This is a genomic window from Roseivivax lentus (genome assembly GCF_900156805.1).
Taxonomy (GTDB): Bacteria; Pseudomonadota; Alphaproteobacteria; order Rhodobacterales; family Rhodobacteraceae; genus Roseivivax; species Roseivivax lentus.
The window spans coordinates 43920-65856 of sequence record NZ_FTOQ01000017.1 but is presented as its reverse complement, the minus strand read 5'-3'; the positions used below and the strand labels follow the sequence as shown (position 1 = coordinate 65856).

The following is a 21937-nucleotide window of genomic DNA, read 5'->3' as shown; positions in this document are numbered from 1 at the left end:
TTCAAAACCACCCTCCGCGCCGTCCGAGCCAGTCGGATCGGCGTTTGCCCTGCGACGTCTGCGTTTGCCTGTTGATCTGCCCCGCCGGATCCGCAGAGGCGTCGATGACCCCAAGCTGATCCTCGAGGTCGCGCCATTTCTCGTCGGTCCAGCGATCCGCGCCCGCGATCCAGGCGGCGGCCCGGGCATAGACCCGGCAATCCAGCGCCTCGTTGCGTTCGCGCAGTTTCTGCCATTCCAGCCGGGCGAAGCCGCGCTTTGTGCGCACCGTAACCAGCTGTTCGGCGACGAACTGCTTCAGCCATTCGTTCTCGACCCAATGCGGCAGATGCACCGTGCCAGGCGAGAACGCCGCCCCGGCTGCGATGTCCTCCTCGGTCGGCCGTTCGAGCCGCAGGAAGCGATAGGTCTCGGCCTTGAAAGTCGACACCGCCACGGTCCAGAGCCGTGCGCCGCGGCGCAGACGTTTGCCGCCCTCGGTCGCGTCCACATAAGTCGGCCCAGACACCGGGCTCGCCCTATTGAACCCTTCGACGCCCTTTACTGGCGACACCTGCGCAAACCCCTGAGCACGCGACCAGCCATAAACCGCCGGAGCCTCATACCCGGTGTCGATGGCGAGCCGCGCGATCTTCAGATGCGCGCCATGTTCATGCGGCCACGTTCGACCGAGCAGGTCTGTCAGGTCGCCCCAAGCCTCATGCCGGTCCGGCCCGCCCTCGATCACGATATGATCGACGAGCCAGCTTTCCAGCCCTCGGCCCCAGGCCCAGACATCGATCTCGATCCGGTCTTTCTGAACGTCGGCCCCGGCGGTCAGGAACAGCCCGCCCGCAGGCACCGTGCCGGATGTCCAGCGCTCGCGCCGGTCGTAGAGCCGCTGCCAGTCGGGAGCTTCCCCGGTCTCGACCCATGTCTCGCCGAGGATCGTGTTGCGGAAGGCCTTGATCGCTTCATCCGAACCCTGCGCCGCATCCCAAGCCCGCACGATGCGCTCCCAGCTCAGCCAGCCGATCGGCGAATAGAGCGCCGAGAGGTGATACCCGACCGTGGTCGGATCGGCCGCAACGGCGGTCGCCCGCCATTCGCCCCCCTCCAGCATCGCCGTCTTGTGGTGCTCCGCGATTGCCGCGTCGCAGCCCTCGCAGTGATATTCCGCCGTCTCCGGGCGGCCCTTCTGCCAGCGCAGCCGGTCGAACTTCAGCCACTGCATCGCGCCGCAATGTGGGCACGGCACGAAATACCGGCGCTGGTCGGAGGCCTCGTACTCCCGCTCGATCCGGCTGAGCCCCCGGATGGTGGGCGTCGAGACCAGCAGCACCTTGCGCCGGTGGGCGAAGGTCAGCGACCGGGCCTCGGCCAACGTGACCGGGTCGCCTTCCTCGTCGGCCGAGGCCGGATAGGCGTCGACCTCGTCGAGAAAGATGTATCGCGCCGGGGTGGACCGAAGCCCGACCGCCGAGTTGGCCCCCGTCATGATCAGGATGCCGCCCGCGAATTCCTTCGACAGCATCGTGTTGCCCGCGTCGCGGGACCGGGCCGGTTTGACGCGCTCCCGCAATTCCGGGCTCTCGTCGATCAGCGGGTCGATCCGCTGGCGCGAGTTGCGCTTGGCCAGTTCGACCGTCGGCTGGACGGCCAGCATCGGTCCCGGCGCCTGGTGGATCGCGAACCCAATCCAGTTGTTGCCCGCCTCGGTCGCGCCGACCTGCGCGGCCTTCATGAACACCACCCGCTGCGTGGGATCGCCGGGCGACAGCCGGTCCATGATCTCGCGCATGTAGGGCGTGCGGGCCGTCCGATACCTACCGGGTTCTGCAGAGGCGCGGCCCGAAAGCATCCGGTGCCTGTCTGCCCATTCGGACACGGTCAGGTCCGGATCAGGCGTGAGGCCAGCACCCCAGGCGCGCAGGATTTCCGCAGCGCCGTCAAATTCCAGCATGTCGTCCGTTTCACCGGAGATCGGGTTTGACCTCGGCAAGATCGTCGAGCTGGGCACGGACATGATTCTCCAGAACCTTCTGCATTGCTGCGGGCTCCACACCCAGATCAGCCGCCATCAACGCCGCCGCACGGGCGGGCCAGTTCACCCAGACGTCGCGCTCCTGCCGCGCCAGCCGAAACACCAGCGACAGAGCGCGGGCCCGGTCGATCAGCTCGCCCTTCAGCTTTTGCAGCCGGATACGGCGTTCCTGCGCCTTCAGCACTTCATTGGCCGTCTTTGCCTGCAGGAACGTGGTGCCGCTGCCGACAGGCGGGGCTGCCATTCCCTGTTCGCGCAGCGTTTCGCCTACGGCAGATACCGCCGCCTCCGGGACGGGTTTGAGCTTTGGCTGCGGTGCTTTCCGTGTCTTGGACGGATCGGTCGCCTCAGAGCGCAGGGTATCGCTGGCCACCGCGTCAATGCTGCCATCGCCGTGCAGCACCACGCGTCCCGTGGCCTTGGCCTTCTGGATCGCCCCGCGTGAAAGGCCGACGCGGGCGGCGTATTGGCGCTCGCTCAGACCCTCCATTGCGCGCTCCGATTATCATGCAAAATCATGTGCTTATGTAGTTGATAAGCCTCTGCGCCAGAGCGAACGTGATCCTACGAAAACGATGCAACTCACCACGGAGCGACCGCGATGACCCGCCTGAACCTGATCACCACACCCCGCCACCAACTGCGTGCAGAGAAGGCTGCGCGGAACAAGGAGGCAGCGCTCAACGCATTCATCGGCAAAAAGGCCGAGATCGACGAGATGCTCGCCCGCTTGTCGAGCCTGAGCGACGACCATTTCGACGCCCACCCCGACGAGGTGAATTGGGGCCATGTCGGCACGCTTGAGCATTACGCAAGCCTCCTGAAGCGCATCACCGACAGCGCCTTCAGCGAAGGCGAGCACGCCGAATGACAGGAGCCAACGCCATGGAAACCAGCACCATCCGCATCGCCATTCGCGGCCTCAACGAGCCCTGGGACACCAGCCGCATCCCGGCGGTTCTCGACGAGATCGAAGCATCGCTCCGCGAGGAAGCCGACATTCCCGCGCGCCTCACCGCCGACAGCATGACCATCGCCATCGATGTCGCCACCGACCGGCCGCCTGATGCTGCAGCACTCCTGCGGGATCTCGGGCTGATCTGACCTCGGCCTTCGCCCGAACTCCGGCCGCGCGCCCTGCGCGGCTTGGGATCGTAGAAGACCGCGACGGTCGCGGTCCGAGAACGGAGACGACCCCATGACCAAGCTTTCCGAGACCCAGACGATCATCCTGTCCCGCGCGGCCCAGAACAAGGACCGCATTGCCCTGCCGCTGCCCGACAGCCTGCGCGGCGGGGCCGCCGCCAAGGTGGTCGGCGCGATGCTCACCAAGGGCTTCCTCGAAGAGGTCGAAGCCGACATGCGCAAGGGCGAGCCCGTCTGGCGCGAGACCGGCGACGCCCACGGTGTCACGCTAATCGCTACCGACGCAGGCCTCGCCGCCATCGGCATCAAGCCCGAGGACTCGAACACCGCGCCTGCGGGCGCGACGGACGCGCCGACCGACACTCTCGCGCAGGACGTTCCGACCGAACCGGAGGCCGCGCCAAAGACGCGCACGCCGCGCGAGGGCACCAAGCAGGCCACGCTGATCGCCATGCTGCGCGCGCCGGACGGCGCGACCATTGAGGAGATCATGGCAGCGACGGGCTGGCAATCGCACACGGTGTGCGGCGCGATGGCCGGGGCGCTGAAAAAGAAGCTCGGCCTCGAGATCACCTCGGAGAAGGTTGAGAACCGGGGACGGGTTTATCGTATCGAGCGCTGATTTCGATCCGCCGCGCCCCTGAAGTCCCGACTATAGGGAAGCCGTCGCCTTGTCAGCGGCGGCTTCGTCGCTTTTACCCGGATCGCCTCGAACAGCCGCCGCAAGGCGAAGGAACGGCCGATCGACACGATGGTGAAGATGGCCCCCATCTTCAGGTTCTGCGCCAGAGTCGTGTGCAGCCCGAAAATCGGTAAGACAACGATCTGGGTTGCGACCGCGACTCCGTAGCCGACGGTCACATTGGCGACGGACTCGACCAGCGACATGGCGCGCGATTGCTTCATGCGGCCGCCTCCTCGTCGTTCGCGGGCTGGCCCAGCCGCTCGGCTTTGGACTCGGCGAAGGTCCGACCGTCCCCATCGAGGATAGCCTCGCGACCGGTTTCGGCCTGCCAGCGTTCGACTGCGACATCGACATAAGCCGGGCTGATCTCCATCGCGAAGACGCGGCGGCCGTTGGCCTCGCCCGCCATGATCTGCGAGCCGGAGCCGCAGAACGGCTCGTAGCAGAGACCGCCCCGCGCCACATGCTGGCGCATCGGAATCCCGAAGGCGTCGAGTGGTTTCGGCGTTGGGTGGTTGGGCCGGTCGTCCTTGGCGAAGCTGGGCAGCGCCCAAGTCGACGGTAGGGTTTCCTCGGCAACCTTCGGCGGCCGGTTGGGGCGGCGCCAGCCCATGAAACAGGGCTCGTGCTTCCAGAGGTAGTGCGACCGGGTCAGGACACCGCGGTCTTTCACCCAGATGATCTGCTGGTGAACGAATGCCCCAGCCTTCTCCCAGCAGGCTTCCAGCATCGCCTGACGACGCGAGGCGTGCCAGCAATACCAGGCCGCGTTCTCGGCGATTGCCTCAGCCACTGCAGCGGCGATGAAGCCATCGTACAGTTCCGCACCTTGGCTGCTGTCGTCCCAGGTGGTGCCATAAGACGCCGACCAATCCTTGTTCCGTGTCGGATGGTTCGAGCCGTCGTAGTCGACGAGGTACGGCGGATCGGTCGCGAACAGGATCGCCCGCTCGCCATTCATCAGGCGGCGTACATCGGCAGCGCTGGTGCTATCGCCGCAGAGCAACCGATGATCGCCGAGGATCCACAGGTCGCCGGTTTGCGATGCCGGATTGCGCGGCGGCTCGGGAATGGTCACCGGCGGCACAGAGCCCCCGGCACCACCTTCGTCGCCATCCTCCTCCGGCACATAGGCCAGCAGCTTGTCCAACTCACCATCGGAAAAACCGACCAGAGACAGATCGTAGTCCTCCGCCAGCAGGTCGTTCAGTTCCGCAGACAGCAGCGCCTCGTCCCAGGTGCCCAGTTCGGTCAGCTTGTTGTCCGCGATCCGGTAAGCCCGCCGCTGCGCTTCGGTCAGATGCCCGAGCACGATCACTGGCGCTTCGGTCAGCCCGAGCTGGGTTGCCGCCAGCACCCGGCCATGGCCCGCGATCAGCTCGCCGTCGTCCGCGACCAGGCACGGAACCGTCCAGCCGAATTCCGCCATGCTGGCGGCGATCTTCGCGACCTGGTCCGCGCCATGCGCCTTCGCGTTGTTCGCGTAAGGCTGGAGCTGGGCCAGCGGCCAGGTCTCAATCGCGTCCGGGGCAAAGCTCAGGGTCATGCGGGTTGGTTCGCCTCAATCGGGTGGACACCGGACACCGGCAGCCAGCCTGGACTCCACGAAGGGTCCAGCGGCCACAGGGCGTGTCCGGTGCTAAAGATTTGTTTTGTTGTGGTTTTCAGCGGATTTCGGGTGGATGCCTGCTCGGGTGGCTTCCCAAAAAATCCGCCCTGTCGCTAGCGATATTGCGCGCTTCGCCCGCCAGCATACAAAAGTGGCCCAGAAGGAACCAAGAATTCAGTGGGTTAGCGGATTGGACCCCGGCTGGATCCCTTTCTGGACCCCGGGGTCCAGCGGCGCGGGCCGTCCCGCGCGCGCCTCTCCCGAGTATATCCCTTTTCTAACCCCCAGCCGGGCTTTCTGTCTCATCGAAAACTGTCCGCCGGACACTTTCCTAGTGGCTGCGGGCGCTTACGCGCCAGCGGCCAGTTCGATCACGCGGCGCTTCGACATGTTGCGGTTGAACCGTCGCCTATTGAGGGTCAGCGCGATGACGGAAATTCCGAATTGCCAGTGCTGGTGGGCGGCAGAGCGCTGCAAACCGACCGCCCAGCAGATCTCCTTCCAGCGTTCGCCGTGCGCCTTCATCCAGACGATCTTGCCGTCGATGGGCTCGAGGCAGGCGGTCCAGGTCAGCGTCTCCTCCATCCGGCTGATCGCCTGCGGCGAGGGCAACACGCGCGTTGGCTTCGGCTCCTGGCCCACCTTGTCGGCGAAGCTGTAAACCATCTCGGGCCATGTGCTGAAATACCCCTGCCTGCGGGGCTCTGGCAGGCGCTTCAGAACGAAGGCAGCTTCGGCGAGCCGCTCTTCGACCAACTCGGGTGTCCAGTCCGTCATTGCGACACCTCCCGATCTCGCGGGCACTGCCCGTACAGTTTCTCGCCGAGCTGCCGAACCAACTCCCGTTCTGGCCAAGTCAGGCGGTGGTCGTCGATGGCCACGGCCAGCAGGCCTTGCGCCTGCCAGCCATCGCGCTTCACCTCGTCGGGGCTGCGGCGATGCCCGCCATAGCCCTTGGGAACAAACCGCATACCGCTCATTGCATGCCCCCCTTTGTCTCCAGCGCCCAGAACAGGATCGCGATGGCATCGGCCTCATTGTCGTCAGCTGGGCTGAACCCGCGCGACCGGGCAGCGGCGATCATGGCCTCCTTGTTGGCGTTGCCCTTGCCGGTGGCGAACCGCTTGATGGTGCCGACGGGCACGCCCTCGTAGGGCACGCCGCGCAGCTCGGCCCATGCGGTCAGGGTGGCCATCAGTCCTCCATAGACATGGGCTGCGTCGGTGCCCGCGTGGCGGCGGACTTCTTCGAACCAGATGGCGGCGATGGGCCCGGACAGCCGGTCCAACTCGCCCAGCCAGTTGCTGAAACGCAGGTAACGCATGCCGCCGCCGTCGAAACGGCCGGGACGGAAGGACACGGTGCCGCTGGTGATCAACCCATCGGCGCCATGCACGGCCCAACCTGTTGTCGTGCCGAGATCAAGCGCCAGCAATGTGCGGTCGGCGCGGAAGGCGGGCGGCAGATCGGGGATTGCCTCCTGCATCCTGGTGGTCAGAGTCGCTTCAGCCATCGTGCTCTCCTTTTCGGGTTGGCTGCGGGGGTGGAAGACGACGGCGGTCATGTGCTTGGCGGTACGGGCCGCCGTCGTCGGATCGGAACGTGCTGGGAGCGTCAGAGCCCGTGCGCGCGGATACCCCTCGACGTATGGGAGGAGAGGCCAAACCTGCCGGTTGGCCTCCCCATACGTAGTATGGGGGCTTTCATTGTTCGTCCTCCAATCAGCGTAAGATGCTGAATTCATATGGATTTCGAGGACGAACAGAGGACGTACAAGAGGTCGAACATGTTCGTCCTCTTTTTGCTCCAAGTTGTTGATTTCATTGAATTGAGGACGAACAACGGCGGAGGACGAACAAGTTTGTCCTGAGGTCGAACAGAGGACGTACAAGCCAAAATCAGGCATTTTCCTCCTCCCGGATCGACCAATCGGAAGGATCTTCGAGGTCCATGCACTGCCCGTTGGAGGGCGATTTATAGTGGCTCGGGACTACCGGAATGGCGCTGTCTTGGACCTCTCCGGTCTCGGGATCGACCCGGCCCTTGCGGCCGAACACCATGCCTTCGGCGCAGAGGTATCCGAAGCGCGACCGGACCACGGAGTGGCTGAATCTCGTGCCATCGCGCAGGAAGCGGATGTCGCCCTTGGTGGCCAGCACGTTGATGCGGTCGCGGATGGTGAACTGGCTCCCGAGGCCACGCTGGTTCTCGAACGCCTCGCGGAACTGGGTCGAGGTGTAGAGTTTGCCCTCCGCCGCCTCGTCGATCAGGATCGACAGGATCACATCGCGCTTGCGGTCCCGCTCGGCATCATGCTTCGCGCCGACCTCCTGGCGCACCAGCCGCTCGTTCATCGGGTTGATCTCGACCCATTGGCCGCCGACCTTGTCGATCACCTTTGGCGGCAGCGCAGGGCCGTTCCTGAGCTCGATCTCCAGTTTTCGTTGCGAGCAATCCTCGTCGGGTCGATGCAGGATCAGGCCGGAGGTGTAGAACCCGCGCAGCGCGCTGGCGCCGGAGAGCGCGAGGAAAGGATCGTCCTTCACCTGCTGCTTGCTGAGCTTGTTGGTGTGGTGGATCAGGATCACCCCACAGTCGGGGTCGATATGGTCGCGCAGAACCTCCACCCGTTCTTTCAGGAAGAACATCATCGCGGTGTTGTCGTTTTCGCCGCCGCCCTCGGGCCCACCGTCGAACAGGTTCCGGATCGGATCGACGCAGAGGATGTCGGGCGGTGCATCCGGGAACGCGGTTTGTACGGCGCGGGCAACCCGCACGCTGCCCTCGTTGTCGAGCAGCATCTTGAGCTTCGGCGTCGCAACGAAGGTGTCGCGGGCGGCGGCTAGCACGTCGGGCGGCAGAGCGATCTGCTTCAGCCGTTCGCGCAGGTAGTGATACTGGATCTCGGCCTGTAGGTAGAAAATGCGCTGCGGGCGTGGTGGCGTGAAGCCGAGGAACGGCACGCCAGCCGCCATGTGAACGAGCCAGGAGATCAGCAGATCGCTCTTGCTGACCTTCGGCGCGCCACCCAGCACCAGCAGCCCGCCCGGCGTCAGCACGCGGGGCGCGATGATGTCCTCCGGCATAGGGCTCTGGTCGTCCAGCAGCGCGCCGAGCGTAAAGGCGGGCATTTCCATCGGCCCCGGTGCGCCGGAATTCAATCGGATCAGCGGCGGTCCATATTTCTCGACATGCCGGTTCCAGAGCCGCTCGGACTCGCGCTTGAGCCGATCAACGGGCCACTGGGGCCGCAGCATTGCGGCGTTGTAGCCGCAGATGCCTTCCCAGCCCTCATCTTTTGTCATCCGGCCCTCATGGACCATGCGGATGAAATGCCCGATCGCAGCAGATGCGCCCTCGAAGCGGGACCAGTCGTCCTGCGCGCCCTCGCGCACCGGGGTCACCAGCACATCGTCCATGCCGGGTTTGTCGGGATGCGTGAACTCGGGTTGCAGCGAGATGCCCGGCGCGGGAGGCATGTCGGTCACAGCCTCGATGAACTCGGCCAGATCACGCTCGCGGTCGGCGTTGAGTTCGACGATCCGCACCTGCGTCTTGAGGCTGTTCTTGTAATAGACACTGCCTGCAACCCGGATCGGCTGGTGGGAGGAGCGGAAATGCATGTCACCGCCGACCTTGGCGGCAATGTCACCGCGCAGACGGCAGACGCGGGCTATGTCATCGCCCTCAGCAGGCTCGGTCAACGCCCACCAGACGTGGCACTTGCGCTGGCCCTCCGGCGTCACACCACCGCTTTCCACCACCATCGTCGGGACACCGAGGTGGCGCTCAAGATGGGCGCGCTTTGCGGCAATGTCGCCGGTGTCGAGATCAACGACCACGGTCTGCATCTGCAGAATCTCGGCAGCTTTGGCTTGCCCTGACGCGGCCACAGTGCCGGGGATCACGTAGACCGCGGCCCCCTCACGAGAGGCCCATGTTGCGAAGGTGGCCATCTTCTCGGGCGCGGACTGATCGGCATCGAGCCAAATATTATGCGGGCGGCCATCGATGCCCTGACCCTTGTCGATGAAACTGCGGACCGGGATCAGACCATCGCAATATCCGAAGACGACTTGCATGAACTGGGCGATCTGCTCGGGATCGGGCTCGTCGCCGAACACGTCGATTTGCGGAGCCGCGTCGTTGAAGTCGCGCCAGGGATTGAAATGTACAACGTTTTCCGTCGGCATATCTGGAGTTGTGTCGTCGCGCATGGGTGTGTCCTGGTCGGGATCTGATGGATCGGTGGGCTCGTCAGTCATGCCGTGAGGCTCCAACACCGCTCGGCGTGGGCGCAGAACCGGCATTCGAAGAAGTCGCGGTTGGCGGCGATGCGGGGCAGCAGATCACCTGCATCTGTGGCCTGCAGGATCCGCACCGCGCGGTCAGACATGCGCTGCGCGAGATCGGCATCGAAGGGGACGAGCTCATGGTGCAGCTCGGCCGTGTCCTTGTTGATTGCCGTAAACAGCGCAGGAGCCGTCGATATCCCCGGCACCGAAAGTTCCATGTAGGCCTGGTAGATCGCGATCTGGGCGGCATAGACGGGTTTGGAGACAGTCACCCCATCCTTGACGCAGGCGCGCCAGTTCTTCGCGTTCATCGTCTTGCATTCCCAGAGCGCGGGTGAGCGCAGACCAAGTGCCGCCGGGGCGTCAGCGATGATCCCATCGACATGACCCCGGATACGACCTCCCACGACGGAGAAGCCGAACTGGCCGCCATCCAGCTTTTGGGTAACCAGATCGATTCCGGCCGCACGCAGCCAGCGGATCGCCAGATCCTCGAGCTGATGGCCGATGGCGAAGATCCGCAACGTTTGACCGCTGAAATCGGCGCCCTCATCCTTTGGCGCAGCGGCAAACTCGAACTGCAGCGCGCGTTCGCAGGCATGCCCGAGGCGGGATGCTCCGAGATAGGTCCGGGGCGGCGTGGCCTCGCGTTCGGCAACAAGGGCGGCGTCGACCAGCGCATTGATCCGCTCGGCCATGGAGGGACGCGGGTTGAAATCCAGCATCAGAACGGGATCTCCGACTGGGCAGCGATCTCGGCCATTTCGGCACGGAACGCCTCGACGGTGATCACGATCAGACGGTGCATGTCGTTCTGGGTCAGCTGGCCCAGCGGCCGGTCCCAGCCGATCCGCTCCATCTCGGGGCCGAGCGCGCGCATCACGGCGGGCAGCGCCATGGTTTCCTCTTCTGTAAAATCGACCATGCTCAATCCTTTCCGAGCTTTGAGTGTGAAAGCCGCCTGGCAGCCCATTGAGCAGAACCAGCGATACGTGCGTTTGCCGCGTGGCCGGTGCGGATCGAACCAGCCGAAACCCTGCGTGCGGGATATGCAGACGGCACAGAGCAGCGGGCGGGGATGCCAGAGGCGATCAACGCTCGGTCGACCCGAAGCCGCTGTGGGCGGGGATGGGATTTGCGCGACATGGCTCACGCTGCCCTCCCGAGGGATGGGGCAGCCCGGCCGACCAGTTGGCGGATTTCGCGCTTGTTGAACTTGAAGGTCATCAGCGCCGAGGCGCGATAACGGGTGAGGCCATAGTCGGAGCGAAATTCCGTCGGCAGGTATTGCAACTGCTTCTCGGTCGCGGCCTGTTTCAACCAGCTCTTCGATTTGAAGGCGCTCTCGTCGGTCTCATGGGTGTTGAGCCAGTCGTCGGCCTGCGCCAGGCAGACCGTGCGTTCACCCATACCAAGCAGCCGGGACGCGTGACCTTTGCCACCGCCAACAGCATGCCAGCGGCCCTCAAGGAAAAATATCCCGCCCCAGGCATTGAACCCGTTGGCCATCAGCGCCGCATCGTCACCGAAAAGGTCGACCCATGCGAAACTGGAGCGTTTCAGCAGGTCAATCTCGGACATGATGAAACCGTCGATCGGGGCCGAGCCCTCTCGCGACAGGTCCGCTCCGCAGAATGGGCATTCGGGGACGGCGAGCGGGATCTCCGCCTCGCATTCCGGGCAAGTCTTGCTGGGGGCTGGCCCAGGCACCGGTTCGCGGCCGTCCAGGTCGACATCCTGTTCCAGCGTGCCGTGCGTCAGGCTCGACGTCCCGAAATCCAGCACGATGCAGTCGGTCTTGATGACGCCCGGGTATTCCTCCGGATCGACCGTGCGCAGGCCACGGCCAATCATCTGTATCATGGTGGACTTGTATGAACTCGGCCTCAGCAGCACGACGCAGGAGGTCGGCGGATGGTCCCAGCCTTCCGTGAGCACGGCGACGTTGACGATCACCCGGATCTCGCCCGAGGCATAGGCGGCCAGGATCCTGCGCCGGGTCGCCCCGTCCAGATCGCCATGGATGACAGCCGCAGCGATGTCCGCGTCGTTGAACACTGCGGCGACGTTCTCGGCATGAGCAACGGTGGAGCAGAAGACGACGGTCGGGCGATCCCCTGCCTTCTCCTTCCAGTGACGGATCACCTCATCCGTGACCGGGGCACGGTCCATGATGCCCGCCACCTCGTTCATGTCAAAATCCGACATCGTCTTGCGGACAGACCGCAGTTCGTTCTGCACACCGACGTCGATGATGAAGGTGCGGGGCGGCACCAAATGGCCCGAGGCGATCAGTTCACCCAGCCGGACCTGGTCGCCCACATTGTCGAAAATCTCGCGCAGACCTTTGCGATCGCCCCGGTTCGGCGTGGCGGTGACGCCGAAAATCCGGCAGTCGGGATTGGCGTGACGCGCGTGGTCGATGATCCGACGATGGCTGTCAGCGACGGCATGATGTGCTTCGTCGATCACCAGCAGATCAAGCGCGGGCATCGCTTTGAGATTGGCGGGACGCGTCAGCGTCGGGACCATGGCGAATGTTGCCTGACCGGCCCAGTCCTTGCTCCCGGCATCGACGACCGAGGTCGTGATCTCGGGCGCGACCCGACCAAACTTGCTGCGGTTCTGCGACGTCAGCTCGTCGCGATGGGCGAGGATGCAGGCCTTGGCGTCGCTGCCCTCGATGGAACGCGCCACAACGGCGGAGAGCGCGATCGTCTTGCCGAAGCCGGTCGAAGCGATGCTGAGCGTGTTGCCATGATCGCAGAGCGCAGCAAGGCTGCGCTCCACGAAGAGGCTCTGGCGCGGACGAAGGCGCATGGCGCAGCCCGTTACTGCGCCCATGCCGGGCGACCCGGCACAGGTGCTGCGGCAGGTTGCGACGAGGGTGCGGTGTTGATCGCTGGCGGCTGCTGGCCCAGCGACGGTGCCGCGCCCATGACCTGCGCATAGTCGCGATGATCGGGCGTGACCGCGCTGCGTATCTCGTTCTTGTCGTCGCCGCTGGCATCGGTGCCGATGTCGATGCGCGCGATGAACTCGATGCCGTCCAGATCAGCAAAGCCGCTGATACGCCGGGCTGCCTGGGCCTCGGTCGACATATCCTTGTCGGAAATTCCGCGCGCCGAGTTCAGCATGCCGCGCACCAGGCTGCGGCCCATGTTGGTCCAGTCCGGACCCTTGGGGCTGTAGAGGCCAATCAGCGTGAAGATCTTGCGTCGGGCATACTGGCCTTCCGTCACGGTAAACTCGCCGTTGAGATAGACAGCACCTGTCGAGCCGCGCGTGGCATAGCCCCCGGTCCAGCCCTGCGAGGCGTCGTCGAAGCCGCCGGGGCGGATCGTCAGGCGCACCTTGGCCAGCGTGCCTTTGGGGATGAGGTTTGTGTTGCTCTGCGCGTCGTTGAAATCGTTCCAGGAACCCATGGGGAACCTCCTTTTTACTGATCAGGGTTGAGGTTGGGATTAATCGGCACCGGCCGGATCGGCAGGCGGCGGGGCGTAGGTCAACCGGTCGAGTGCCGGGGCTGCAGGCTTCCGGATCTTCGCCATCAGGCGGCCGAGATGAGGCTCTTCGACTTGGGCCAGGCGGCCGGAGCGATCCTTGGCCGGGAAGCCGCAGGAATTGATCGTCTGGCAGACAAAGGCGCGGTAAGGATCGCCGCCGTCGGCCTTCAGCTCCGCCATGGTGATCACCTCATCGACGATACCCGGCAGCTCGAGCCCGGTCTTGGAACCATCGATCTGCGGCTGAAACACCTTGCGATTGAAGTCGTCGAGCTTCTCGTCGAGGATCCCGACGAACCAGACGTTCTTCGCCCGCGTGTGCTGCAGATGGGTGAGCCAGCCGATCATCTCGCGGCCGTGCAGCCCGTAAGCGCCACGCACATCGGGCTTGCCGGTCTTTTCCGACAGCGCTTCGGGCTGGCCCTTGCACCACCCGAAGCACAGCCGACCCGCCACAGTGATCGAGTCGACGAAGATGGTGTCGTAGCGGTCGAGCGCTGCCGGATCGCCGAAGCGGTCGCAGACTGCCTTGTAATGGGCCGGGCTATAGGGCTGCTCGTCGCGCAGCGCCGGGTTGGGCCCGCCGATGAACACCGCGAAATCCCGGCATTCCGTCCAGGTGCGCGGCCGGATGCTGTCACCGGACCAGCCTTCGATGGCGAGATCGCCCGCTTCGAGATCCATGAACAGCGTGCGCTCGGCATCGAGTGTCCAAAGGAGGGAGGTTTTGCCAATTCCGCTCTTGCCGAAGATGCAGCCTTTGATGCCGCGCGGCTCCGCCAACCGCTGGTCGGCGCTGATGATGGGGAGGCTCACTGGTCAGCCCCCTGCGCGAGGATCTCGACTTTCAGCGTGCCGGGCCGGACGGTGCGCGCGGGCTCGAAACCGGCGCGGATCGCTTCAGGCCAAGCTGCGTATTTGCGTTCGGGCACCTTGTAGGCCAGATCCACATATTCGGCGGGATCGTCCCCAGCATCGCGGATCCGAGCGACCATGTCGGCCAGTCGGTCCTGATCCCAATCCACCCGTTTCGGAAGGTCGGCCACCACGGTGAAATCGCCATCGTCGAACCGGACAGTGCCGGTGTCTTTGCTTGCGGCCTGACGTACCTCGGCGGCGCGGTTGGCGTAGCGGATGGCAAGTCCGGCATCGAAGCGGGTCTTGGCCGCCTTGTCGCGCTTCAGACGCTCGTCGATCTCGCGCTGCAGGATTGCCAGCAACTCGACCGGCAGCGTCGCGATCTCGGTCGCGCTGAGGGAGGACAGATCATCGAGCGTGGGGGTGTTCTCGGGGAATGGCATGAAAGGATCTCCGTGATCTGTGAAAAAGGATTGGAAGGCGGGCATCACGCGGCCTCGAGCAGGCGGACCGACAAGGCGGCACCGCTGGATCGGGGTTTGGGCCGGGCGACGGCGATGTAGGCGAAGTGGTCGGGGCCGATCCGCGCCTGGACGAGATGGACGAGATTCTGCTCGGCCGCGCGAAGGGCGGCTGCCGCGACCTGGCGCAATGCGCGCTGACGGTCTGCAGGCAGTTTCGAGAGAACTGCAGTTGCATCGACCGCCAGAAACCCGCGGTGATAGACCATTGTCTCGCCGGGTTCGGCCTGCGCGACCCATGCGCAGAACCCGACCTCGTCTAGACCGGCCGCGGCGCAGAACGGCACCACCCGGTCGGCCGCGAATGCATCGAGGCGGACCATCATGCGGCACCCGCATGTGCATCCGCACCGGTGCTGTGGCGCAGCTGGTCCTGCTCGAAGGCGGTGATATCCTCCATGCGGTAAACCACACGGCCGCCCAGCTTCATGAACTGGGGGCCTTCACCGGCCCACCGCCACCGCTCCAGCGTGCGATGTGAGATGTTCCAGCGCCGGGCCAGTTCTTTCTGATTGAGGTGTTTGAGCTGCATCTTCGTCTCCTGTCGCTCGCTGCGTTGGGAGGAAGATGCGAAATCCTGCTGTGGGATGTCGTCAGGATCGAAGTGGGATGCGGAGGGGGATCAGTTTAAGCCTTGCAACTCAGCGGCGAACAATGAGGCGGGGGATTGTCATCCCACTCTCATCCCCTTGCGCATCCCACTGTGGAGCCGGAGGGACACGCGTGCCGGAACGGGACGGGTCGGAATCAGCCGCAGTTCAGACGGTAGTTGCCGCGGCCATTCGATTCGATCAGCGACCGCCACTGCTTCTGGGATTTGAACACGTCGGACATCTTCAGGCTCTTCGAGCCCGCCGCCGACAGGATCGCCTTGCCGCTCTGCCATGCTTCACCCCGGCGCGCAGCCTCATGCAGCGCACGGGCAACCTGCGCCTGGATCGGGCCCAGACGGAACTGGTGCCCGCCGCAGTGCACCTCGTGATAGTCGGACGACGCGCTGAAGACAGGCAGCTGCGGGCCGGTCTCTGCGCCAGAGAACCCGGTCTCGGCTTCGAAACGGTCACGTTCCTCCCGCCTTAGCAGCAAATCCTCAATGCTCAGAGCCACGCCATCGCGATCACCCCAGATTGAAGCATAGTCCGACCCGGGCGTACGGAAGTCGCTCACTGTCAACTCGGCAGCTCGAAACATCTGAAAGACGTCCCGCGCATGAAGTTCGAGTAAACCGCTATAATAGCTCTGCTCGGTTGGAACCCGAAAGTGCTCGCCCTCTTGGGTTTCCTCGTAATCCCCCAGCTCCAAGGGCACACCGAAGACACGCACCGAAAGCCGCAGCTTGTCGTTCTCCGCCAGATAGATCAGGTCGGCCTCGGAGATGGACCAGCGATCGAGGATCTCCGGCAGAGTAAAATACGCCTTCTCGATCTCCATCTGACCCCCGATTCCTGCCATTGAGTGTTTAGGGTTTGTTCTAAATCCTTGACGCCCTCCGATCAATCCTGTTTTATCCTATTTGATCCACAGCCCTCTGGGGAAAACATGACCGAGCATCACACGCTCTCAGACCGCCTTCGCGCCCGCGCCCACCAACTCGGGCTCAGCCCTGCTCATGTCGCAGAGATGGCCGGGGTCAACCGATCCTTCGTCTACGACATCCTGCGCGGCCGCTCAGCGCGGCCCGGCATCGACAAGCTGGCGGAGGTCGCCCGCGTTCTGAAGGTCGAGCGGGAATGGCTAATCCACGGCATTGGCGAGGTCGAAGGCGAGCCGCCCTTCATCGAGAACCCGGATGAAACCTTCGTGGCGATAGCACATGCCAGCCCGCGCCCATCGATGGGCGGCGGCGCGGTGGTGACCGAGGATCACGACACGCCCGGCCGCGCCTACCACTTCCGCCGATCCTGGATAAAGGGAAGCCTCAAGGCCAGCCCGTCGCAGCTGCGGATCATGCATGTGGAGGGCGACAGCATGGCGCCGACCCTGCTGGACGGCGACACCGTCTTGGTCGACATGACCCGCCGCGCGCCGAACCCGCCCGGGATCTTCGTGCTGGACGATGGCATGGGGCTGGTGGCCAAGCGGCTTGAGCACGTCCCCAACAGCGATCCGCCCGCCGTGCGGGTGATCTCGGACAACGGCTTCTACAGCCCCTATGAGCGCAGCGCCGAGGAAATCCACATCATCGGCCGCATCCGCTGGTTCGCGCGGGAGATTTGAACGAATGGCTTCAGGCGCCGACGCAAACATGCAGGACAATAATCTTCTGGAGGAGATACTGGAGGCCGCAGGTTGCCGTTTCAGGGACGCAATGAGGGGAGTGGATATCGATACCTTCTTCACTAACCGCTCTGTTGCTTTGGTCGACGGTGACAGCAAAAGGACGGTCGCCCGCAATACGCTTGCCAGCCTTCCGCAACAAAAAGCTCTTCAACTGGTGCTGGAATTTGCAGAGCAAACGAAGGACATCCCGCTCCAAGATGCGGTCTTCCGACTGCAAGACGAAGGTCAGCCGGCAATCACAGCAATCACACGCGATCGGATCGCTGATCTACTCGCTACACGGATGCATGGAGAGGGAGTTCGACCTGACATAATTTGCGCGCTTTTCGATCTCAGCGGCGCTGCGGACTTCTTTGGCCCAAGTAAGGTCGACGAACTCCGGATCCATGCGACCGGCTCCGAACCAACTTGGAACGCGCGGGATGTCTTTGAGTTTGTAGGCGCAACGGCCTGCCCAACACGGCGTTTTGCACGTCTCGTTGAATCGACCCTTGACCCCAGAATACGCGATGCGGATGCCCAAGGCACGCTGGCAATCGCACTGTCCGAAATATTACTAATTGATGGATACGAGGTTGCTCGGACCGGAGAGATTTCCGGTCGTGCAACCTATACTGTTCGCCAAGTGCGGCGAGGCGTCGAAGGCCGACCGAAGAACCTGATTTTCGCTTCGATAGGCCCCAAACCACGACTGGGGTTTTCTGACGCCATTGATAACGAGATCATCGTCCTCGACCACGCAGCAAGCTGCCTAATATTTGACTTACCTATTGGAAACGGACTCACATGGCTTGATCTTGTGCGCTGGTGGATGCAGCGCGAAAGCCTATCCAATTTGGTAGAGGCACGCACTGCACTAGGAAAACGGCTCATTGCCTCCCTTGACGATGGCCCCGAAAAACACTTGTTCGCTGCGTATTTCCGGCTCTTCTCAGAAAAACTTGGTGAGCGACTACCTGCGCTCATCCCACAAGTCTACCTCCACTACGATCCCGAAATCGTTAGGAGACTATCCGACAAACAAGCTTTATTTCGACAACGAATGGATTTTTTGATGCTCTTGCCCGGCAGGCAACGGGTAGTCATCGAAATCGATGGAAAGCATCATTATGCCGACGGCGACCGGGCCGACCCGCGCCGGTATGCTCGGATGGTCGAGGCCGATCGCGCGCTGCGGCTCCGAGGATACGAAGTCTTCCGTTTTGGAGGCGCGGAGTTTTCACTAGCCAACGAGGCGGGCCATGAAGCAGTGGAAAGGTTGATAGCTTCGTTCTTCAGACAACTGTTCGATGCTCATGGTGTGAATTAGGCGATATGGTACATGACAAGTCAGCAGGAAGGATGATTTGATCGAATTCCACAAGATAGACGATACCAACCCCGCGCTGGCGCACTCACCGATGGTGCGGGCACTGGAAAAGACCTTCGCCTACATGGCCGAACATGGTGGAATTGGGCTGACGCCGTCGAAGGCCTTCAAGCGGGTGTTCGTGCACTGGGCGGCGCGTGAGTTCGACTGGCCCGACCACACCGAGGAAGACCTCTTCGCCGTCAACAAGGTGCTGAACGAGATCGACTTCGGCCCACTGATGGATCTGCACGACGTCTTGATCGCGCTAAAGATTGGGCGGCACTACAAGGGCCAGTTCAAACTGACCAAGGCAGGCCAGGGACTGGTTGGCCATGCCGGTGGTATCTTCGGCATCGTCACGCCGTTCTACCTTTTCGAGGTCAATCACGCCCGCTTCTCGCGCTTCGATGACGAGCCGATCTTGGGTAATTGGGACGTGTTCCTGAACGTGCTGAACGTCGAGACCGAGGACGGCGCGACCGGCGCTGACCTCCGTCAGGTGCTGTTCGGCGAGCCGGATCCAACCGGTGGTTTCGACAATGTGCTGAGCAGCCTCCATATCCAAGTGCTTCGGCCTCTCTGCTGGACCGGGTTGCTGCACATGGACCGCGCCAAGGGCTTCCGGAGCACCGAGCAAAGCGTTTTCACCAAAACGCCGTTATGGCCGGCGGCACTGCGGTTGGAGACCGATTGTATGGTGAACGGGGTGCCAAGGCAATGACAGCCATTGCTTCGTTATGAAACTCGGGCCAAACGTCCGAAGGCAGCCCGGACGTTGGAGCTGAAAGTAAAGGAAGCGGGAGGTCAGCACATGTTGTGGGGTTCACCTTCGCGCTTTGTGCGGCGCCTCAACATGGCTAATCTAGCCTTTTCTAAAAGACGCCGTGGAGGAGTAGAATAGTAAATGCCCGAACCAATCCCGGCTGACGCGCCCGTCGACGTGTTCTTTGCGCGATCCATTGCGGATCTGGAAGATTTCCCCACGCCAGTTATTGCGATTATACCCGACAACGACAACCCGGGCTGGAATGACTTTGGCCGCAACTTCTTTGCCAAACTATACGTTCGTCCCGTGGCAGGAGGTACCTTAGACTTTCATATGCGGGTGATGTTCCAGGGAAGGCACCGCAGTTCGGCTGTTTTCGCTGAGCTCTTTGAACAGTACGGCAACGTCCTCCAAGTAGACGCCGTTGAACAGCCTTTCGCTACGCTATTACCTGATGTCGAAATGTACCATGATGTTATTGAAGCGCTTGGATTCGACGTTGGAATAAGCGCACTGCGGGTGATGCACGATGCCACGGTCGCCCGGACGGAGGGAAACAATCTTGAGCTCCTCGAACTGATAAGTACCGAAGATTTCCATTTTGGAGCTCTTCGGCTCGGTGGTGCCTATGATGCTCTCAGACGAGGTGGTCGCCACTTTAGGCCCGACCCGCCACCTCCGGTGGCCGAATTGGCTGCAGATTTCGTCTTTTCGGCCCGGATGCTCAGTGCGGACAACCCCTATACGCTGCCATTCCACTTCCACCCCGATGCAGTATTTCGAAACAGAACCGCTGTTCTTATAGGTCGAAATGGTGTTGGGAAGACACAACTTCTTAGGGCAATTGTCGATGGACTTCACAATTCTCTGGAAGCCGAGATTGGGCGCCGACGGTTTATGCCCGGCCTGAACCCCTCTAGGGTAATCGTATTCTCTTCGGTTCCGACGGACCCTTTCCCTCGATCAATTGGCGCGTGGCGCGGTATCGATTATGAGTACTATGCGGTGAATTCTCCAATTGACGATCAGAACGATTCTCTTCTTGCAGCCCTAGTTGCATGTCGAAAGACTGACGAGCTGAACGTCTTCGGACCCTTGCGCGACAAATCTCGAATGGATGTTATTAAGGAGGCTCTTAGCTCCATTGGTCTGTGGAGGGGCCTTCACCTGCCAATTCTTGCCCAGGCTGCAGAAGACAGGTTGCCTCATGCCATCAACGTCGGGGGGCAAGACTATTTTCCTATTCGCAGGGCACTGAACGAACAAAACTCAATCCGTCTGATCCACCAAATAGACTGGGATCGGTCCGCGGTAATTCTGAATGAACATGGCCAAGTGCGTCGCCTCAGCAGCGGTGAGTACGCAATGATGAGGTTTGCAGCTCAGGCAGCGTCAGCGATTGAACAGGGCAGCTTGCTTCTGCTGGACGAGCCCGAAACACATCTTCACCCAAACTTCATCTCTAACCTCATGGAAATTCTCGATAATCTACTGCAGTCGACAGGATCAATTGCAATAATTGCGACGCACTCAGCATATGTGGTGCGCGAAACGCCTCGAAACTGCGTCAATGTCCTGACCTTGGAGAACCGTCAGATCCGCATCGACCAGCCTCGCATGCAGACATTCGGCGCTACCATCGACAGCATTTCTCAGTTTGTATTTGGAGATACGTCCATGTCCCATAGCTTTCAGAAAACCTTGACCGATTGGGCCGACCAGACTGGGCGTGAACTTGGGATTGAAGGTGTCATCGAACGATTTGGGGACCAACTGAATTCGGAAAGCCTTTCCTTCATCGCTCGTCGGCTGGCAGAACCACAGGCTGACGGGCCAGAGAATGGCGAACCAGAAGCCTGAGACATGCAGCACCTGCCTTTTCCTGTCCCCGCCGAAGATGATGAGGCGGAAATCAATAGACTAGCCAAGAAGCCTGAGTGGGAGCCCCACCAAGCCGCTTGGATCGCCGCGTATAAGGCATACCAAGCAAATGCCGGAAGTCCTTTTGCGGTTGCTCCGAGCGACTTCGGCCCCGGTGTAGGCGACCGCCAATACTCCCTTTACGACACTCGCAAGGGTTCCGGTGAGCTTCGGCGCATGCGAAGGAAAGAGGGACTGAAGTCGTGTCCGATTTGCGGGTCGCCAGTAACTGGTGATCTCGACCACTACCTACCTCGCACAGTCTATCCAGAGTTTTCGATCATGCGGGCAAACCTCGTCCCCGCATGCAGCCACTGCAACTCCGGTGGAAAGGGAACTACTGTTCATGGTGGTGAGCCTCGGCGCTTCATTCATCCCTACTTTGACGACTGGGCCGGACAGGAAATTTGGTACGTAGAGATCGTACCGCCATTCAAGGCAGCTAGGTTTATTCCACTTGGTCTTCCAGGCCTTGAAGTGCCACGCGACGAAATTGTGGAGTTCCACTTGAAGAATGTCTTGGGGACGCAGTTTCAATTATCGATGGCAACCGAATGGTCATCGCTCCCAACACAAATCAAAATTCGTGATTCCGAACCGAGCATCGCCAGTATAACGACTCAGCTCGATCAAGAACTTCGGGTGGCATGTGCGGCAAAGGGTCAGAATAGCTGGCAAGCAGCTCTCTTTCGTGGCATTCAGCGCAATCCGGGCGCAATTCAATATTTGTTTGATGAAGCGATCGCCGCCGTCCTTCCCCCTGTGGCGTAACCTCAGCTGAAATTTAGGTATTCTTTGTATTGCGCAGCCGCATCGCCGCCTGCCTTTTTATGCGCCTGACCAAGTCCGTTTCCGGATGCGCAACTTTACACTCGCGGCGCTGTGAAAACTGAGTTCCATGCTGGTAGAATACCAGTATAAAGCCTCGCCGCTCTCCGATTTAGCAAAATCCGCCTGCTGCGAATCTTCGACGTTGA

25 protein-coding genes are annotated in these 21937 nt (G+C 62.3%); 8 read left to right on the top strand and 17 right to left on the bottom strand.

Annotation, left to right across the window (positions count from 1 at the left end; translation table 11 throughout):
* Window position 1: 1 nt before the first annotated feature.
* Window positions 2–1942: a phage terminase large subunit family protein gene (locus BW990_RS18240; RefSeq protein WP_407690146.1), complete on the bottom strand. Its 1941-nt coding sequence runs from the start codon at window positions 1940–1942 to the stop codon at window positions 2–4.
* A 10-nt stretch (window positions 1943–1952) separates the two neighbouring features.
* Window positions 1953–2513, bottom strand: coding sequence for a hypothetical protein (locus BW990_RS18235; RefSeq protein ID WP_076450374.1), 561 nt, complete (start codon window positions 2511–2513; stop codon window positions 1953–1955).
* A gap of 111 nt (window positions 2514–2624) precedes the next feature.
* On the opposite strand from BW990_RS18235, the gene BW990_RS18230 reads away from it, so the two are divergent.
* From BW990_RS18230 to BW990_RS18220, 3 genes are all read left to right on the top strand, one after another.
* Window positions 2625–2894, top strand: coding sequence for a hypothetical protein (locus tag BW990_RS18230; protein WP_076450372.1), 270 nt, complete (start codon window positions 2625–2627; stop codon window positions 2892–2894).
* A gap of 14 nt (window positions 2895–2908) precedes the next feature.
* Window positions 2909–3127, top strand: a complete 219-nt coding sequence (locus BW990_RS18225; protein ID WP_076450370.1) for a hypothetical protein — start codon at window positions 2909–2911, stop codon at window positions 3125–3127.
* A gap of 94 nt (window positions 3128–3221) precedes the next feature.
* The gene (locus BW990_RS18220; protein WP_076450368.1) at window positions 3222–3791 is read left to right on the top strand and encodes a DUF3489 domain-containing protein; all 570 of its coding nucleotides are present in this window, start codon (window positions 3222–3224) and stop codon (window positions 3789–3791) included.
* Here BW990_RS18220 and BW990_RS18215 read toward each other — a convergent pair.
* The 15 genes from BW990_RS18215 to BW990_RS18145 all read right to left on the bottom strand — a co-directional run bounded on the left by BW990_RS18215 (window position 3773) and on the right by BW990_RS18145 (window position 16074).
* Window positions 3773–4075 (bottom strand): DUF7220 family protein, encoded by a 303-nt coding sequence (locus tag BW990_RS18215; protein WP_407690145.1) that lies wholly within the window; start codon window positions 4073–4075, stop codon window positions 3773–3775. The genes BW990_RS18220 and BW990_RS18215 overlap by 19 nt on opposite strands.
* On the bottom strand, window positions 4072–5400 hold the full coding sequence (locus BW990_RS18210; RefSeq protein WP_076450367.1) for a site-specific DNA-methyltransferase: 1329 nt from the start codon (window positions 5398–5400) through the stop codon (window positions 4072–4074). Before BW990_RS18210 ends, BW990_RS18215 begins: the two co-directional genes overlap by 4 nt.
* A 411-nt stretch (window positions 5401–5811) precedes the next feature.
* Complete coding sequence (locus BW990_RS18205) at window positions 5812–6240, bottom strand: DUF6362 family protein (RefSeq protein ID WP_076450365.1); 429 nt, start codon at window positions 6238–6240, stop codon at window positions 5812–5814.
* Entirely contained in the window at window positions 6237–6443 is a 207-nt protein-coding gene (locus BW990_RS18200) for a hypothetical protein (RefSeq protein ID WP_083950710.1), read from the bottom strand. The genes BW990_RS18205 and BW990_RS18200 overlap by 4 nt, the downstream gene beginning before the upstream one ends.
* Window positions 6440–7027 carry a crossover junction endodeoxyribonuclease RuvC gene (locus BW990_RS18195; RefSeq protein ID WP_456114810.1) on the bottom strand — a complete coding sequence of 196 codons (588 nt, stop codon included), beginning with the start codon at window positions 7025–7027 and terminating at the stop codon, window positions 6440–6442. Before BW990_RS18195 ends, BW990_RS18200 begins: the two co-directional genes overlap by 4 nt.
* Before the next feature lie 334 nt (window positions 7028–7361).
* On the bottom strand, window positions 7362–9773 hold the full coding sequence (locus BW990_RS18190) for an AAA family ATPase (RefSeq protein ID WP_234990301.1): 2412 nt from the start codon (window positions 9771–9773) through the stop codon (window positions 7362–7364).
* Window positions 9725–10483, bottom strand: coding sequence for a hypothetical protein (locus tag BW990_RS18185; RefSeq protein WP_076450358.1), 759 nt, complete (start codon window positions 10481–10483; stop codon window positions 9725–9727). The genes BW990_RS18190 and BW990_RS18185 overlap by 49 nt, the downstream gene beginning before the upstream one ends.
* Window positions 10483–10683, bottom strand: coding sequence for a DUF6511 domain-containing protein (locus BW990_RS18180; protein ID WP_076450356.1), 201 nt, complete (start codon window positions 10681–10683; stop codon window positions 10483–10485). The genes BW990_RS18185 and BW990_RS18180 overlap by 1 nt, the downstream gene beginning before the upstream one ends.
* Window positions 10684–10907: 224 nt before the next feature.
* Window positions 10908–12602, bottom strand: coding sequence for a DEAD/DEAH box helicase (locus BW990_RS18175; protein WP_234990300.1), 1695 nt, complete (start codon window positions 12600–12602; stop codon window positions 10908–10910).
* On the bottom strand, window positions 12590–13183 hold the full coding sequence (locus tag BW990_RS18170) for a hypothetical protein (protein ID WP_076450353.1): 594 nt from the start codon (window positions 13181–13183) through the stop codon (window positions 12590–12592). The genes BW990_RS18175 and BW990_RS18170 overlap by 13 nt, the downstream gene beginning before the upstream one ends.
* A gap of 39 nt (window positions 13184–13222) precedes the next feature.
* On the bottom strand, window positions 13223–14047 hold the full coding sequence (locus BW990_RS18165) for an ATP-binding protein (RefSeq protein WP_234990299.1): 825 nt from the start codon (window positions 14045–14047) through the stop codon (window positions 13223–13225).
* Window positions 14048–14076: 29 nt separating this feature from the next.
* On the bottom strand, window positions 14077–14565 hold the full coding sequence (locus tag BW990_RS18160) for a hypothetical protein (RefSeq protein ID WP_076450395.1): 489 nt from the start codon (window positions 14563–14565) through the stop codon (window positions 14077–14079).
* 44 nt (window positions 14566–14609) lie between these two features.
* On the bottom strand, window positions 14610–14969 hold the full coding sequence (locus BW990_RS18155) for a hypothetical protein (RefSeq protein WP_234990298.1): 360 nt from the start codon (window positions 14967–14969) through the stop codon (window positions 14610–14612).
* Window positions 14966–15175: a helix-turn-helix transcriptional regulator gene (locus BW990_RS18150; protein WP_029058679.1), complete on the bottom strand. Its 210-nt coding sequence runs from the start codon at window positions 15173–15175 to the stop codon at window positions 14966–14968. Before BW990_RS18150 ends, BW990_RS18155 begins: the two co-directional genes overlap by 4 nt.
* Window positions 15176–15390: 215 nt before the next feature.
* A complete protein-coding gene (locus BW990_RS18145) occupies window positions 15391–16074 on the bottom strand; it encodes a hypothetical protein (protein ID WP_076450391.1) in 684 nt (227 codons plus the stop codon).
* A gap of 108 nt (window positions 16075–16182) precedes the next feature.
* Between BW990_RS18145 and BW990_RS18140 the strand changes: the two genes are divergently transcribed.
* The 5 genes from BW990_RS18140 to BW990_RS21625 all read left to right on the top strand — a co-directional run bounded on the left by BW990_RS18140 (window position 16183) and on the right by BW990_RS21625 (window position 21731).
* A complete protein-coding gene (locus BW990_RS18140) occupies window positions 16183–16860 on the top strand; it encodes a LexA family transcriptional regulator (protein ID WP_076450350.1) in 678 nt (225 codons plus the stop codon).
* Window positions 16861–16864: 4 nt separating this feature from the next.
* Complete coding sequence (locus tag BW990_RS21630) at window positions 16865–18232, top strand: AbiJ-related protein (RefSeq protein ID WP_143526277.1); 1368 nt, start codon at window positions 16865–16867, stop codon at window positions 18230–18232.
* Window positions 18233–18269: 37 nt separating this feature from the next.
* Window positions 18270–18995 carry a hypothetical protein gene (locus BW990_RS18130; protein ID WP_076450349.1) on the top strand — a complete coding sequence of 242 codons (726 nt, stop codon included), beginning with the start codon at window positions 18270–18272 and terminating at the stop codon, window positions 18993–18995.
* Between the two features lie 183 nt (window positions 18996–19178).
* The gene (locus BW990_RS21130; protein WP_083950705.1) at window positions 19179–20900 is read left to right on the top strand and encodes an AAA family ATPase; all 1722 of its coding nucleotides are present in this window, start codon (window positions 19179–19181) and stop codon (window positions 20898–20900) included.
* A 3-nt stretch (window positions 20901–20903) separates the two neighbouring features.
* Window positions 20904–21731 carry an HNH endonuclease gene (locus BW990_RS21625; RefSeq protein WP_143526276.1) on the top strand — a complete coding sequence of 276 codons (828 nt, stop codon included), beginning with the start codon at window positions 20904–20906 and terminating at the stop codon, window positions 21729–21731.
* Window positions 21732–21937: the final 206 nt, after the last annotated feature.

Excerpts from the sequence above, each read along its gene's own strand:
- BW990_RS18240 (WP_407690146.1), bottom strand. The coding sequence starts at position 1,942 with ATGCTGGAATTTGACGGCGCTGCGGAAATCCTGCGCGCCTGGGGTGCT.
- BW990_RS18235 (WP_076450374.1), bottom strand. The coding sequence starts at position 2,513 with ATGGAGGGTCTGAGCGAGCGCCAATACGCCGCCCGCGTCGGCCTTTCA.
- BW990_RS18230 (WP_076450372.1), top strand. The coding sequence starts at position 2,625 with ATGACCCGCCTGAACCTGATCACCACACCCCGCCACCAACTGCGTGCA.
- BW990_RS18225 (WP_076450370.1), top strand. The coding sequence starts at position 2,909 with ATGGAAACCAGCACCATCCGCATCGCCATTCGCGGCCTCAACGAGCCC.
- BW990_RS18220 (WP_076450368.1), top strand. The coding sequence starts at position 3,222 with ATGACCAAGCTTTCCGAGACCCAGACGATCATCCTGTCCCGCGCGGCC.
- BW990_RS18215 (WP_407690145.1), bottom strand. The coding sequence starts at position 4,075 with ATGAAGCAATCGCGCGCCATGTCGCTGGTCGAGTCCGTCGCCAATGTG.
- BW990_RS18210 (WP_076450367.1), bottom strand. The coding sequence starts at position 5,400 with ATGACCCTGAGCTTTGCCCCGGACGCGATTGAGACCTGGCCGCTGGCC.
- BW990_RS18205 (WP_076450365.1), bottom strand. The coding sequence starts at position 6,240 with ATGACGGACTGGACACCCGAGTTGGTCGAAGAGCGGCTCGCCGAAGCT.
- BW990_RS18200 (WP_083950710.1), bottom strand. The coding sequence starts at position 6,443 with ATGAGCGGTATGCGGTTTGTTCCCAAGGGCTATGGCGGGCATCGCCGC.
- BW990_RS18195 (WP_456114810.1), bottom strand. The coding sequence starts at position 7,027 with ATGACCGCCGTCGTCTTCCACCCCCGCAGCCAACCCGAAAAGGAGAGC.
- BW990_RS18190 (WP_234990301.1), bottom strand. The coding sequence starts at position 9,773 with ATGCCGGTTCTGCGCCCACGCCGAGCGGTGTTGGAGCCTCACGGCATG.
- BW990_RS18185 (WP_076450358.1), bottom strand. The coding sequence starts at position 10,483 with ATGCTGGATTTCAACCCGCGTCCCTCCATGGCCGAGCGGATCAATGCG.
- BW990_RS18180 (WP_076450356.1), bottom strand. The coding sequence starts at position 10,683 with ATGGTCGATTTTACAGAAGAGGAAACCATGGCGCTGCCCGCCGTGATG.
- BW990_RS18175 (WP_234990300.1), bottom strand. The coding sequence starts at position 12,602 with ATGGGCGCAGTAACGGGCTGCGCCATGCGCCTTCGTCCGCGCCAGAGC.
- BW990_RS18170 (WP_076450353.1), bottom strand. The coding sequence starts at position 13,183 with ATGGGTTCCTGGAACGATTTCAACGACGCGCAGAGCAACACAAACCTC.
- BW990_RS18160 (WP_076450395.1), bottom strand. The coding sequence starts at position 14,565 with ATGCCATTCCCCGAGAACACCCCCACGCTCGATGATCTGTCCTCCCTC.
- BW990_RS18155 (WP_234990298.1), bottom strand. The coding sequence starts at position 14,969 with ATGATGGTCCGCCTCGATGCATTCGCGGCCGACCGGGTGGTGCCGTTC.
- BW990_RS18150 (WP_029058679.1), bottom strand. The coding sequence starts at position 15,175 with ATGCAGCTCAAACACCTCAATCAGAAAGAACTGGCCCGGCGCTGGAAC.
- BW990_RS18145 (WP_076450391.1), bottom strand. The coding sequence starts at position 16,074 with ATGGAGATCGAGAAGGCGTATTTTACTCTGCCGGAGATCCTCGATCGC.
- BW990_RS18140 (WP_076450350.1), top strand. The coding sequence starts at position 16,183 with ATGACCGAGCATCACACGCTCTCAGACCGCCTTCGCGCCCGCGCCCAC.
- BW990_RS21630 (WP_143526277.1), top strand. The coding sequence starts at position 16,865 with ATGGCTTCAGGCGCCGACGCAAACATGCAGGACAATAATCTTCTGGAG.
- BW990_RS21130 (WP_083950705.1), top strand. The coding sequence starts at position 19,179 with ATGCCCGAACCAATCCCGGCTGACGCGCCCGTCGACGTGTTCTTTGCG.
- BW990_RS21625 (WP_143526276.1), top strand. The coding sequence starts at position 20,904 with ATGCAGCACCTGCCTTTTCCTGTCCCCGCCGAAGATGATGAGGCGGAA.